10 protein-coding genes are annotated in these 13,938 nt (G+C 59.5%); 7 read left to right on the top strand and 3 right to left on the bottom strand.

All coding sequences use genetic code 11. The features are described from left to right. Window positions 1-129: 129 nt before the first annotated feature. Window positions 130-2,085: an acetate--CoA ligase gene (acs, locus tag EKL29_RS06390; RefSeq protein ID WP_120455211.1), complete on the bottom strand. Its 1,956-nt coding sequence runs from the start codon at window positions 2,083-2,085 to the stop codon at window positions 130-132. A 550-nt stretch (window positions 2,086-2,635) separates the two neighbouring features. Here acs and gltP point away from each other — a divergent pair. From gltP to EKL29_RS06375, 3 genes are all read left to right on the top strand, one after another. Continuing rightward, window positions 2,636-3,937, top strand: a complete 1,302-nt coding sequence (gltP, locus tag EKL29_RS06385; RefSeq protein ID WP_120455213.1) for a glutamate/aspartate:proton symporter GltP — start codon at window positions 2,636-2,638, stop codon at window positions 3,935-3,937. 262 nt (window positions 3,938-4,199) lie between these two features. Further along, window positions 4,200-5,099, top strand: coding sequence for an N-acetylmuramic acid 6-phosphate etherase (murQ, locus tag EKL29_RS06380; RefSeq protein WP_126689146.1), 900 nt, complete (start codon window positions 4,200-4,202; stop codon window positions 5,097-5,099). Window positions 5,100-5,286: 187 nt separating this feature from the next. Then, window positions 5,287-6,831: a PAS domain-containing methyl-accepting chemotaxis protein gene (locus tag EKL29_RS06375; RefSeq protein ID WP_126689145.1), complete on the top strand. Its 1,545-nt coding sequence runs from the start codon at window positions 5,287-5,289 to the stop codon at window positions 6,829-6,831. Here the strand turns inward: EKL29_RS06375 and EKL29_RS06370 are convergent. Continuing rightward, window positions 6,828-7,790 (bottom strand): AraC family transcriptional regulator, encoded by a 963-nt coding sequence (locus EKL29_RS06370; RefSeq protein WP_120455219.1) that lies wholly within the window; start codon window positions 7,788-7,790, stop codon window positions 6,828-6,830. The genes EKL29_RS06375 and EKL29_RS06370 overlap by 4 nt on opposite strands. 105 nt (window positions 7,791-7,895) lie before the next feature. On the opposite strand from EKL29_RS06370, the gene EKL29_RS06365 reads away from it, so the two are divergent. The 4 genes from EKL29_RS06365 (at window position 7,896) to EKL29_RS06350 (ending at window position 12,492) form a co-directional block, all read left to right on the top strand. Further along, window positions 7,896-9,083 carry an MFS transporter gene (locus EKL29_RS06365; protein WP_126689144.1) on the top strand — a complete coding sequence of 396 codons (1,188 nt, stop codon included), beginning with the start codon at window positions 7,896-7,898 and terminating at the stop codon, window positions 9,081-9,083. Window positions 9,084-9,298: 215 nt separating this feature from the next. Continuing rightward, a complete protein-coding gene (locus EKL29_RS06360) occupies window positions 9,299-9,508 on the top strand; it encodes a DUF1471 domain-containing protein (protein WP_120455222.1) in 210 nt (69 codons plus the stop codon). Window positions 9,509-9,717: 209 nt separating this feature from the next. After that, window positions 9,718-10,746, top strand: a complete 1,029-nt coding sequence (locus tag EKL29_RS06355) for a YncE family protein (RefSeq protein ID WP_126689143.1) — start codon at window positions 9,718-9,720, stop codon at window positions 10,744-10,746. A gap of 108 nt (window positions 10,747-10,854) precedes the next feature. Further along, window positions 10,855-12,492, top strand: coding sequence for a dihydroxyacetone kinase subunit DhaK (locus tag EKL29_RS06350; RefSeq protein WP_126689142.1), 1,638 nt, complete (start codon window positions 10,855-10,857; stop codon window positions 12,490-12,492). 63 nt (window positions 12,493-12,555) lie between these two features. Here the strand turns inward: EKL29_RS06350 and sbmA are convergent, their stop codons facing one another. Then, window positions 12,556-13,797: a peptide antibiotic transporter SbmA gene (sbmA, locus tag EKL29_RS06345; RefSeq protein ID WP_120455228.1), complete on the bottom strand. Its 1,242-nt coding sequence runs from the start codon at window positions 13,795-13,797 to the stop codon at window positions 12,556-12,558. Between the last annotated feature and the right edge of the window lie 141 nt (window positions 13,798-13,938).

Raw genomic sequence — 13,938 nt, 5'->3', positions numbered from 1 at the left:
ATGCAGGCGGCAGCCTCACGCAGCTGCGCGAGAAAGGCCTGGACAGTTATTTTTATGTGACTTCAGAAACACACAGCGTAAGGAAAGAGGGGCGGGAAGAAGAGACTTCCCGCCGGTAAGTAAAGGTGTTTAAGGCATTCGAATCGACTGCTTCTCCTCCAGCAGTTTGTCCACTACGCCGGGATCGGCCAGCGTTGAGGTATCGCCCAGATTGCTGGTATCGCCCGCGGCGATCTTGCGCAGAATACGGCGCATAATTTTGCCGGAGCGGGTTTTCGGCAGCGAATCGGTCCAGTGCAGAATATCGGGCGTAGCGATCGGGCCGATCTCTTTACGTACCCAGCTGCGCACCTCGCTGTAGAGCTCCGGCGAGGGTTCTTCGCCGTGGTTCAGCGTGATATAGGCGTAGATCGCCTGGCCTTTAATGCTGTGCGGGATGCCCACCACCGCCGCTTCGGCGATTTTTGGATGGGAAACCAGCGCGGACTCGATCTCAGCGGTGCCGAGGCGGTGGCCGGAGACGTTAAGCACGTCATCAACGCGGCCGGTGATCCAGTAGTAGCCATCTTCGTCGCGGCGCGCGCCGTCGCCGCTGAAATAGCAGTTTTTAAAGGTAGAGAAGTAGGTCTGCTCGAAACGCTCATGATCGCCGAACAGGGTACGCGCCTGGCCCGGCCAGGAGTCGGTGATCACCAGGTTGCCCTCGGCCGCGCCCTCCTGAGGATTGCCTTCGTTATCCATCAGCGCAGGTTGTACGCCGAAGAAAGGTTTGGTCGCGGAGCCCGCTTTTAGCTCGGTAGCACCCGGCAGCGGCGTGATCATAAAGCCGCCGGTTTCTGTCTGCCACCAGGTATCGACAATGGGACAGCGGCCGTCGCCAATCTTGTTGTAGTACCACTCCCAGGCTTCCGGGTTTATCGGTTCGCCCACTGAGCCCATAATGCGCAGGCTTTTACGACTGGTGCCGGCAATCGCTTTATCGCCTTCCGCCATCAGAGCGCGGATCGCCGTCGGCGCGGTGTAGAGCAGCGTGACTTTATGCTTGTCCACCACTTCCGCCATGCGGCTCGGCTTCGGCCAGTTCGGCACGCCTTCAAACATCAGCGTCGTCGCGCCGCACGCCAGCGGCCCGTAGAGCAGATAGCTGTGGCCTGTTACCCAGCCGACATCTGCGGTACACCAGTAGACATCTTCCGGATGGTAATCGAAAACGTATTTGAAGGTGGTCGCCACATAAACCAGATAGCCGCCGGTGGTGTGCAGCACCCCTTTCGGCTTGCCGGTCGAGCCGGAGGTATAGAGGATAAAGAGCGGATCTTCAGCCTGCATCTCGGCGGGCGCGTGCTGCTCGCTCGCTTTATCCATTAAGTCAGCCCACCAGAGATCGCGGCCATCCTGCCAGTCGATCTGCTGGCCGGTGCGTTTCAGCACCACCACGTTTTTCACGCTGTTCACGCCGGGGTTTTTCAGCGCTTCATCGACGTTTTTCTTCAGCGGAATGGGACGTCCGGCGCGTACCCCTTCATCGGCGGTAATCACCAGCCTGGCGCTGGAGTCCACTACGCGTCCTGCGACCGCTTCCGGCGAGAAGCCACCAAAAATCACCGAGTGCACCGCGCCGATACGCGCGCAGGCCAGCATCGCGACCGCCGCTTCCGGCACCATCGGCATATAGATCGCCACCACGTCGCCTTTTTTCACCCCCAGCGACAGCAGCACGTTGGCGAAACGGCACACCTGGTTATGCAGCTGGCGGAAGGTCAGGGTTTTGCTTTCGCTGGCGTCGTCGCCTTCCCAGATAATGGCGGGATGATCGCCGCGCTTTTCCAGATGGCGATCGAGGCAGTTGGCCGCCAGATTAAGCGTGCCGTCTTCATACCAGCGAATAGAAATATTGCCCGGCGCGAAAGAGCTGTTTTTCACTTTGCTGTAGGGCTTGATCCAGTCGAGAATTTTTCCCTGCTCGCCCCAGAACGCATCCGGGTCGCTGACGGATTGCTGATACATTGTCTGATACTGCTCGGCAGTAATCAGCGCATTCGCAGCAATGCTGGCGGGTATCGGGTGTTTATGTTGTTGGCTCATGGCGGATCTCCTTGAAGATGTTAATAATATGTCAATCAAAGGTTAAGTGAAGCCTACGCCATCGCTTTGTTTCTTTTTTGCGCCACAGATCACGAGAGCAGACACAAGCGTGTAATCCTTTGCAAAATCGCGTGAACATTCTCCGTTATACCCCTGTCCGCCTGGTGAAAAATGCAGCAAACAAACCCGCCGCTATTTTGCGCAACGCTGCATAGCTATGCGCGCAGTGTGAGAACTATTACTTTTCAGAACAGCAAGTTAGGGTTTTGATAACTAAACAGCATTTTATGCTATAAGAGTGGCTAATCTTTAACCGAAGACGCCAGGGGTTGCATTTACCACAGTGAAAATGGTACTTATCTCGCCCCTGCTCAGCAGGACTCAACCAGACGGCGTCTGAAAAAAGTACGGGAATTTTCGCATTTTCGTAGAGGACGCTGTCCTCAATAACCCTCTAATTTACCGGGCTTTTGCTCACTTCCCTGTGTGTATCCTTCTCTGCACCTTCGCAGCGTAGCAATAGGGGTTTTGACTGAGGAAATAACGCGTTATGAAAGGTTTTAAAATAAGCCTGGCCTGGCAGATTCTGATTGCACTGGTGCTCGGCATCATCGCTGGTTCAGTGCTGCATAATCAGCCAGACGATCGTGAATGGTTAATCACCAACATTCTCAGCCCGGCGGGCGACATCTTTATTCACCTGATCAAGATGATCGTTGTGCCTATCGTGATTTCATCGTTGATTGTCGGCATTGCCGGCGTAGGCGATGCGAAGAAACTGGGACGTATTGGTGTCAAAACCATCGTCTATTTTGAAGTGATCACCACCCTTGCCATTGTGGTCGGCATTACGCTGGCTAACGTGTTTCAACCCGGCACCGGCATTGATATGTCAACGCTGGCAACGGTGGATATCTCTAAGTATGAAGCCACGACCGAAGCGGTGCAGAACGGGCCGCACAGCCTGGTCGCCACTATTCTGTCTCTGATCCCGCAGAATATTTTCGCCTCGCTGGTGAAGGGCGACATGCTGCCGATTATCTTCTTCTCGGTGCTGTTCGGCATGGGCCTGTCGGCGCTGCCGTCGGAGCAGCGCGATCCGCTGGTAAACATTTTCCGCAGCGTGTCGGAAACCATGTTTAAGGTGACGCACATGATCATGCGTTACGCGCCGGTGGGCGTCTTTGCGCTGATCGCTGTGACTATCGCCAACTTTGGTTTCGCCTCGCTGTGGCCGCTGGCGAAGCTGGTGCTGCTGGTGTATGCCGCGATTCTCTTCTTCGCTTTCGTGGTTCTCGGCGGCGTGGCGCGCTTCTGCAAGCTGCGCATCACGACCCTGATGCGCATCCTGAAAGATGAGCTGATCCTCTCCTACTCAACCTCCAGTTCGGAAACCGTCCTGCCGCGCATTATGCAGAAGATGGAGGCCTACGGCGCGCCGAAGGCGATCACCAGCTTTGTGGTGCCGACCGGCTACTCGTTTAACCTGGATGGTTCAACGCTCTATCAGAGTATCGCCGCTATCTTTATCGCGCAGCTTTACGGCATAGACCTGTCGCTGACCGATGAGATTATCCTGGTGCTGACGCTGATGGTGACGTCGAAAGGCATCGCGGGCGTGCCGGGCGTATCCTTTGTGGTGCTGCTGGCGACGCTGGGCAGCGTCGGCATTCCGCTGGAAGGGCTGGCCTTTATCGCGGGCGTCGACCGCATCATGGATATGGCGCGCACCGCGCTCAACGTTATTGGCAATGCGCTGGCGGTGCTGGTTATCGCCCGCTGGGAGAATCAGTTCGACGCCGAGCAGGCGAAAGCGTACGAGCTGACGCTGCGTACGCAAACGGCGAACTAGCCCTTCTTTTGCCCTGACCATCAGGCGGCATCTAAAGCCGACAAGCGGGAGAGAAGGGCCGCAGAGCAAAGCGTCCCGCAACATGGATGTTGCGGGACGAGCTGCCAGGGATAGCGCTTTTTGCGTCTTTGCGATCGGCTCCTCTCTCTCGCGTTAGCGCCTTGCTAACCAACGTAGGGTTCAGACAGCGTCTGAACCCTTTTTTTATCCTGCAAGTATGATAAAAACGGGCCTGAATCAACTCTTTCCCGGAGCATGCCCCATGACTATCGACCTCAGCCAGCTCATTACCGAAGGCCGCAACCCGGCCAGTCAGAACATTGACGAACTCTCTACCGACGCGATGCTGCGCGTGATTAATAACGAAGATAAAAAGGTGGCGCTGGCAGTCGAAGCGATAGTGCCGCAGATTGCGCAGGCGGTTGACGCCATCGTTGCCGCTTTCGCACAGGGCGGTCGGCTGATCTACAGCGGGGCAGGCACTTCCGGCCGTCTTGGCATTCTCGACGCCAGCGAATGCCCGCCCACCTTCGGCACGCCGCGCGGCCAGGTGGTGGGGCTGATTGCGGGCGGTCACAAGGCGATACTCCAGGCGGTGGAAAACGCAGAGGATAACCGCGAGCAGGGCGCGCAGGATCTGCGCGACATCCAGTTCAGCGCGAAAGATGTGCTGGTGGGCATCGCCGCCAGCGGCCGCACGCCCTATGTGCTGGGCGCGCTGGAGTATGCCCGTTCGCTTGGCGCCACCACGGCGGCGCTGACCTGCAACCCCAACAGCGCCATGGCGCAGGCGGCGGAGATCGCGCTCACGCCGGTGGTCGGCCCGGAGGTGGTTACCGGCTCCTCGCGTATGAAAGCGGGCACCGCCCAGAAGCTGGTGCTCAATATGCTCACTACCGGCGCGATGATCCGCAGCGGCAAAGTCTACGGCAACCTGATGGTCGACGTGGAAGCCACCAACCAGAAGCTGGTGCAGCGCCAGATCAATATTGTTATGCAGGCCACCGACTGCGACGAGGCGAGCGCCAGTCACGCGCTGGCGGCCTGCGGTGGCCACTGCAAAACCGCCATCCTGATGCTGCTGGCCGGTATCGACGCCGCCGAAGCCCGCACGCTGCTCGCCAGGCACCAGGGTTTTATCCGTCGCGCCTTACAAGGCTGAGGATCGATTATTAAAAAGAGCTAAACGATTATATGTATGCTGCTGGCGGGTTAATTGCTCGCCAGTCCGCTTTTTTAGCGGGGAAAATTAATTGCTGCCACTAAAGCCAGGGTCTTTTGCTGCCGAAAAGATAAAAAAACATAACTGATAATCACCTTACTCTCAGCAGCTCTTTCAAGGACCCGCCATGCGCAATAACCAGCCAGTCACTCAGCGCGAATTCGTGTTTGACGACCAGGCGACATTAATGTCGACCACCGATATCAACAGCTATATCACCTACGCCAACGACGCCTTTATTGAAGTCAGCGGTTTTACGCCGGAAGAGGTCAACGGACAGCCGCACAATATGGTGCGCCACCCCGATATGCCACCAGAGGCGTTTGCCGATATGTGGGCGACGCTGAAGCAGGGCGAGCCCTGGTCGGCGCTGGTCAAAAACCGCCGTAAAAACGGCGATCATTACTGGGTGCGCGCCAATGCGGTGCCGGTCGTGCGCGACGGCAAAGTGCAGGGATTTATGTCGGTGCGCACCAAGCCCGGCGAGGCGGAAATTCGCGCCACCGAGGCGCTCTATCGTGATTTCCGCGAAGGGCGGGCAAAGGGACGCCGCTTCCATAAAGGGCTGATCGTACGCACCGGCTGGCGACGCGTCGGCTCGCTGCTGAAAACGCTGCCGCTGCGCTGGCGTATTCGCCTGCCGCTGATGACGCTGCTGCCGCTGGCGGCGCTCAGCGCCGCGCTGCTCGGCATGACGCCCGCGTCGCTCGGCTGCTTTACCGGCGGCATGGCGATCCTGCTGCTGCTGACCAGCCTGTGGATGGAACAGCAAATTTCGCGGCCTGTTGAACGTATTTGCCAGCAGGCGCTAAGCGTGGCGACCGGTGCCAGCCATAAGGTCGAAGAGATGGAGCGCGTTGATGAAGTCGGAATGACGCTGCGCGCCGTCGGCCAGCTCGGCCTGATGTTTCGCTGGCTGGTGGATGACGTTAGCGGTCAGGCGATTAACGTCCTCAGCGCCAGTGACGCTATCGCCAACAGCAACAACGAGCTGAGCCGTCGTACCGAACAGGCGGCCGCCAATGTGCAACAGACCGCCGCCACCATGAATGAAATGACCGCCACGGTGAAGAGCAACACCGAAACGGCGGACGAGGTTAATACGCTTTCGGCGCATACCAGCCAGGCGGCGAGCAAGGGCGGCGAAGTCATGCAGGAGATGGTGAGCATGATGGCGGAAATCGCCGAAAGCTCGCAGCGCATCGCCAATATCACCAGCGTAATCGACGGCATCGCCTTCCAGACGAATATCCTCGCGCTTAATGCCGCGGTGGAAGCGGCGCGCGCGGGCGAACAGGGCAAAGGCTTTGCGGTGGTGGCGGGAGAAGTGCGCAGCCTGGCGCAGCGCAGCGCGAAGGCCGCCAGCGAAATTAAAAGCCTGGTGGAAACCAGCGCCAGCCGCGTCCAGCTTGGCAGCAATCATGCCGACGCGGCGGGCCGCACCATGCAGGATATTGTCGCGCAGGTGCAGAACGTCTCTTCACTGATTGCGCAGATCAGCGCCGCCACCGCCGAGCAGTCAACCGCGCTGGGCGAAATCTCTACGGCGGTCGAGGATCTCGACGATATTACCCACCGCAACGCGGCCCGGGTGCAGGAGAGCGCGGAGGCGTCGGGCCGTATGACGCATCAGGCTAACCGACTGGTGGAAGCCATCAGCGTCTTCCGCTAAGAGGCGACGCGGCTCTCATCTCGTCCGGCGCGCAGCGCGCCGGGCGGCTGGCCGACAATACGCTTAAAGGCGCGGCTAAAGGCCGCCAGCGAGCCGTAGCCGAGCTGGAACGCCACCACCTCCACCGCCTCGCCGTTATTGACGATGCGCTGCACCGCCAGCCGCATACGCAGTTCGGTCAGGTAGCGCAGCGGCGTCATGGTCGTGGCGTTCTGAAAGCGCTCGGCAAATACCGAACGCGAGCAACCCGCCACCCGCGCCAGTCTTTCAACCGTCCAGCTCTCTCCCGGCTCGCGGTGCATCGCGGCGATCGCTTTGCTCAGACGCGGATCGCGCATCGCCTGCACCAGCCCGCTGCCCTGACCGCAGCCATTCTCTACCCAGCCGCGTACGATCAGCGCCGCCACCACGTCCGCCAGCCGCGACAGGATACCGGCAAACCCGGCGTGCCGCGTGCGCGACTCGCGCTCCATCGCGTCGAGAATGGGCTGGATCTCCGGGTACTTCGACAGCAGCGTGCTGACCAGCATGATATCCGGCATGGTGTTGATCAACGGCTGCATGCCGCCCAGCTCGAATTTCATGCAGGCGCTGAATAAAATCACGCTCTCCTCATCGTCGCAGGCGTCGGCGGGCGCGCCGATGGCGCACACGCTGTCGCAGATCGGCTTGCTGACGAAGGCGGCGATGTTTTCGCTGGCGGCGTCGGGTGACGAGAGCAGGCTGTGCGGTTTGCCATGCGGGATCAGCAGCGCGTCACCGGTATTCAGGGTGAAAATCGCACCCGACGCGCCACGCACCAGCAGCGGCCCGCGTCCGACAAAGTGAAACTGCGCGCGGCCTGGCGCCTGCTCATAGCGCAGCCCGAAGGGCGCGGCGAGCTGAATGCGTTGATAGGTCACGCCGTGCAGCCGCATTCCCATCAGCAGCTCGCTGGTCAGATCTTCATAATGGCTCATGGCATTCCAGACGAATTATCAATAATGAAGGTGTCGTCATCATAGATCGTCTTGCCCGCAATCTCTATGCTCCAGCCTTAATCATTTTTTCTCTGGAGAAGCTACATGAGTCTGAGCACAGAAGTGGCTGATGAGGTTTCCGTCCCCGCGCGTCCCGCCTGGGGCGCGGTGTTTTCAATGGCGTTTGGCGTATTCGGGTTAATCACCGCTGAGTTTCTGCCGGTTAGCCTGCTGACGCCGATCGCGGCTTCGCTGCAGGTATCGGAAGGGCAGGCGGGCCAGACGGTGACGGTGACCGCGCTGGTGGCGTTACTGACCAGCCTGGTGGTGGGCAGCGTAACGCGGCGGCTGGATCGTCGCGTGGTGATGCTGGCCTTTACGCTGTTGCTGGTCGCCTCGGCACTGCTGGTGGCGCTGGCGAGTAATCTGACGCTGATCCTGCTGGCGCGCGTGCTGCTTGGTATGGCGATTGGCGGTTTCTGGACGCTCTCGACCGCGATTACCATGCGTCTGGTGCCGAGCGCTCAGGTGCCGCGCGCGCTGTCGATCGTTTTCAGCGGGATTTCGCTGGCGACCATCATCGCCGCGCCGCTCGGCAGCTATCTCGGCGGCCTGATCGGCTGGCGCAATATCTTTATGCTCACCGCAGGCCTGGGCGTGCTGGCGCTCATCTGGCAATGCTTTACGCTGCCTGCCATGCCGCCAGAGAACAAAGCGCGTAGCGGCGGGGTACTCGATCTGCTGCGCAGCGGGCTGATGCGCTGGGGCATGCTGGCGGTAATAATGATGTTTACCGGCCACTTCGCCTTCTTTACCTATCTGCGTCCTTTCCTGGAGAGCAGCGCGCAGCTGAGCCTGAATCAGCTGTCGCTGGTGCTGCTGGCGTTTGGCGTGGCTAACTTTTTCGGCACCTCGCTGGCGGGTTATCTGGTGACGCGCAGCGTATCGCTGACGCTGAGCGTGATGGCGCTGGTGATGAGCGCGACCGCGCTGCTGCTGGTGAGTTTCGCCGACGTCTCCTGGCTGGTCGCCGCGGGCGTGGCGCTGTGGGGACTCGCTTTTGGTTCGATGCCGACCGGCTGGTCCACCTGGATCTCGCGCGCGGTGCCGGACGATGCCGAATCGGGCGGCGGTCTGCTGGTGGCGACTATCCAGCTGGCGATTACCGCAGGCGCGGCGGCGGGCGGCTGGATGTTCGACTTACAGGGCGCAGGCGGCGTCTTTCTCGCCAGCGGCGTGCTGATGCTGCTCGCCTCCATCACCATCTTTACCCGAGTGCGTCATCACGGCTAAAAGCCTTGAGGGCAGCGAAATATGCTGCCCTTTTTTATTATCCCAGCAAGTTAACCTTTTTCGGCGCGGCTACACCAATTGTGCGCTTTCATCGTCAGTAAATTTGATAAAGAACGGCAATTATCTCCGCTATCCGCTGCATCAACCTCGGTCTATTATTCATATCAACAAGGCGACACGCCTTACCTTATTAAACATCTACCAAGGAATTGACCATGAAAACCATCAAAACTTTTGCTGCTGTTATCGCTCTCTCTGTTCTTCCACTGACCAGCTTCGCGCAGAGCGTAACCGCTACCGACTCGACGCTGGACGGCGCGGAAGCAAAAATCGCGGCGCAGGCGAAAGACGCGGGCGCATCATATAAAGTGACCGAAGCCTACACCAACAACGGCGTGCATATGACCGCTGAACTGCTGAAATAAGTCTGACCGGCTGTTGCTGACAGGACGCCTTCGGGCGTCCTGGCGGCGTTGTAAGCGCGGGAAACCGCTTCCCTTTCGGCGTTAAATCCTTATCATTTGCTAAAAAACATATCTTTGACGGCTTCAGGGCCGCTTCTCTTTTTGCAGGGTTTGCAATGTGAGCTTTCCAGCACTGCCTGACGGCGGTGAATCTTTACTATGGAGAGATCATGAAATCCTTATCCTTTGCGCTGCTCGCTACCGCGCTCTTTTCCGCCTCCGGCATGCTGGCGCATGCAGACGAACTCAACCAGCCCGTCAGTAAGGGCGCTTATGAACTCGCCTTCAGCCCCAGCGACAATGCGCTTTTTCTCGCCGCGTCTCAGGGCAGTGATGCGCCGGGCGGCGCGGTATTCCGCCTCGATCCGCAGACTCTGGCCGTTAAGCAAACCCTTCCTACCGAGCTGAAAAGCTTCGGCGCGGCCATTAATCCGCAAACCAACGTGCTTTACGTCGGCAATACCCTGAACGGCGCGCTCACCGCCATTGACGCCGCCAGCGGCAGGGTTATCAACACGCTGGTGCTGGATGGCCGCAAGCGCAGCGAAAACGTGCGTCCGCTGCAGCCGCGCGAGATCGCCGTCGACGTGAAAACCGACCGCGTGTACGTGACCGGGATCGGCCCGCAAAGCGTGGTCTGGGTGGTGGACGGCAAAACGTTGCGGCTGATTAGCGTGGTGCCGAATACCGGCAAAATGGGCACCGGCCTGGCGGTCGACAGCGAGCGGCAGAAACTCTATGTTACCAACGGTGATGGCGAGCTGGTCACCATCAACACCCGCACCAACGCCATTGAAAAACGCCAGAAAATCGACGGCGATAACGCGCATTTCTTCCTAAATATCGCGCTCGATACCCAGGGCCAGCGCGCCTTCCTCAGCGACGCGAAGCAGCCGCAGGTGCTGGTCATCGATCTGCGCGATCAAAAGGTGATCCAGTCGATCGCCGTTCCGGAGTCGCTGGCGGTGCTGTTTAATCCACACAGCAATGCGCTTTACGTCACGCACCGCAAAGCGGGCGAGGTAAGCATCATTGACGCTGCCAGCTATCAGGTAAAACGCACGGTTAAAACGCCGGGCCTGCCTAACAGCCTGGCGCTTTCCGCCGACGGCAGGACGCTGTTCGTTAGCGTCAAACAGCCAGGCTCGCGCAAAGAGCCGCCGAAAGATCCAGACAGCGTGATGCGCATCGCGCTTTGATTTCACTGTTAGTTTCCGGGGCGGCTGCGGGCCGCCCTTTGCATTTCTTCGGCTACCTTTAAAAGCGTGCCGCTGCCTGGCGGCATCAACACCATTGGAGAGGATGCAATGAGCCAGTTCCTGATGAATGAAAAAAATAATCTGGTCAACGAAGCGATAGAGGGCGTACTGCTGAGCACGCCCTGGCACAACCTCAGCCGCCTGGATTTAGGCGACGACATTCGGGTCGTGGTGCGCAACGACTGGGACAAAAGCAAGGTGGCGCTGATTTCGGGCGGCGGTTCAGGGCATGAGCCGGCCCATGCCGGCTTCGTCGGCAAAGGGATGCTGACCGCCGCAGTCTGCGGCGATATTTTCGCCTCGCCCAGCGTTGACGCGGTGCTGAGCGCCATCATTAACGTCACCGGCGACGCGGGCTGCTTGCTCATCGTGAAAAACTATACCGGCGACCGCCTCAATTTCGGCCTGGCGGCGGAGAAGGCGCGGGCGCAGGGCTATAAGGTCGAGATGGTAATGGTGCAGGACGATATCGCCCTGCCGGATAACCCGCAGCCGCGCGGCATCGCAGGCACCGCGCTGATCCATAAAATCGCCGGTTATGCCGCAGAGCAGGGGCAGTCGCTGGCGCAGGTAAAAACGCTGGCGCAGCGTGCCATCAAGGGTACGGCGAGCATCGGCGTCGCCTTCTCGACCTGTCATATTCCCGGCGAAAAGCGCGACAACCGCGTTAAAGAGGGCGAGAGCGAGCTGGGCATGGGCATCCACGGCGAGCCGGGCGTCATTACGCTGGACACGCAGAACAGCGAAAAGCTGGTCAGTATCATGACGGAGAAACTGGCTAACAGCCTCTCTTCCGGCACCAGAGCGGTGCTGCTGGTCAACAATCTCGGCGGCTTCTCTATGCTGGAGCTGGCGCTGGTGACGCGCGAGGTGCTGAAAAGCCCGCTGGCGGCGCAAATCAGCCATCTGATCGGCCCGGCGACGCTGGTGAGCGCGCTGGACATGAAAGGATTTTCGCTGACGGTGCTGCAGATCGAAGCAGCGTTTCTTGAAGCGCTGAAGGCACCGGTCGAGGTGCTGGGCTGGGCACCGATCCATGCGGTAGAGCCGGTGACGACGCTGAGCAGCCAGCGCGTGGTCAGCAAGCTGGAGTTTACGCCTTCGCAGGATGAGCAGACGGCGCGGGTAGTGAGCCGCGTTGCGCAGACGCTGATCGATCTTGAAGCTGAGCTGAACGCGCTGGACGCAAAAGTCGGCGATGGCGATACCGGCTCGACCTTTGCCGCGGGCGCGCGCAAGGTGAAAAGCGCGCTGGAGGCGCAGCAGCTGCCGCTGGCGGATCTGCCGTCGCTGTTCGCGTTGGTGGGCGAACAGCTGGCGACGGTGATGGGGGGGTCGAGCGGCGTGCTGATGTCGATCCTCTTTACCGCGGCGGGCCAGCAGCTGGCGCAGGGCGGCACGCTGCCGGAGGCGTTACAACAGGGGCTGGCGCAGATGAAGCACTACGGCGGCGCGCAGATTGGCCATCGCACGCTGATCGATGCGCTGGAACCGGCGCTGGAGGCGCTGGTCGCGGGCAACACCCTGGCGGAGGCGGCGGAGGCCGCGGCGCAGGGCGCTGAATCAACGGCGCAGATGCAGAGCGCCAGAGCGGGGCGCTCCTCTTACCTGAATCAGCAAACGCTGGATGGGGTGAAAGATCCTGGCGCGTACGCCGTGGAGCGGGTTTTCGCCGCGCTGGTTTAACCTTTTCCTCGCTGTCCCGCGCACCGGCTGCGCGGGACCTTTTGCTGCCGCGATCCTGCCGCGCTACTCGTTTTCCGCCGCTTCGCGCATCATCTCCTGATGCGGAATATCCTGCAGGATTTGCTCAAAGCTGCGCAGACGTTTGTAGATCGACATCAGCTCCACCAGCGTCGACCAGGAGGTGATCAGATACTGGAACGAGGAGCGCACCTGGTCGAACACGTTAGTGATCTGGTTCAGCAAACCGAGCGTAATGGTGCCCGCCACGATCGACGGGAACAGCACAAACAGACCGAAAACGTTATCGACCTGCAGATAGAGAATGCGGGTGATATTAAAGTAGAGATAGTGAAAGTAGAGGCGGAAGTAGTTAACCCGCACGCGGCTAAACAGCGCCTGCACTGTCGGCGGCGTCGCGCGATCGGGATCGTCCTCGCCATACACCAGCTCTTTACGGTAAGCCGCTTCAACCCGCTGATTGCGGAATTCCAGGCCCGGCAGCTTAATGCCCACCAGCGCCAGCAGCGCTGTGCCGAAGAGCGACCAGAGCAGCGCCGCAACCACCAGCGCGTAGGGAATATTGCCGAGAATCGGCACGTCTTTCACGTGGTGCGACAGGCTAATCAACACCGGTAAAAAGGCCACCAGCGTCATAATCGCCTGAATAAAACTCACGCCCCAGCTCTCCAGCGTACTGGCGAAGCGCATGGTGTCTTCCTGCACACGCTGCGCCGCGCCTTCCACCTCGCGCAGACGCTGCCAGTTATGCATGTAGTAGTTGTTCATCGCGGTGCGCCAGCGGAACACCCAGTGACTGATAAAGAATGAGTTCATCACGCCGATGACGACGGCAATAAGCGCGATGCCGAGAAAGGCCATCACTTCGGCGTAAAAACGGTTTATCTGCACTGAGCCCGCTTTAGTCAGCGCCTGCTGAATCAGATCGTAGAACGGGCCGTACCAGGCGTTAATCGCGACGCCGACCTGTACGCCGAACCAGGTGACGAAAATAATCAGTGCTGAGCCCCAGACCGACCAGCGCTGCCACGGATGGTTATCAATAGCGCGCCAGGCCAGGGCGAATAGCGCCACGACAATCCAGTAATAGCTGTAAAACCAGAGCTGGCTGGGCGCGATAAAGCGCGCGGCCGTGGTCGGCAGCTGCTGCTGCATCGCAGCATGTAGCGCTGACCAGCGTGACGGCAGATCGTCGGCAAAGCCGAACCAGGCAAAAATCGCGATCAGGCTCCAGATCGCCGCCGTGCTGAAAAACAGCGCTGGCCGGGGGAAAAAAGACTTAAACATAGGCTCTCCGCTGTTGTATGCATCCTTTTATAACGTTTTTTAGCGTTATTTGTCTGCTGAGTGTTGTTTCTGAAGGTGACAGCGTTCGCCCACGTCAGGTAAAGCATTCCGACGAGATGTTAATGAATTTGTGCGAATTTG

It is taken from the genome of Pantoea sp. YU22, from assembly GCF_003970755.1.
GTDB classification, from domain to species: domain Bacteria; phylum Pseudomonadota; class Gammaproteobacteria; order Enterobacterales; family Enterobacteriaceae; genus Pantoea; species Pantoea piersonii.
Note: the sequence above shows the minus strand (reverse complement) of the source record. Positions and strands in the feature narration are given on the sequence as shown.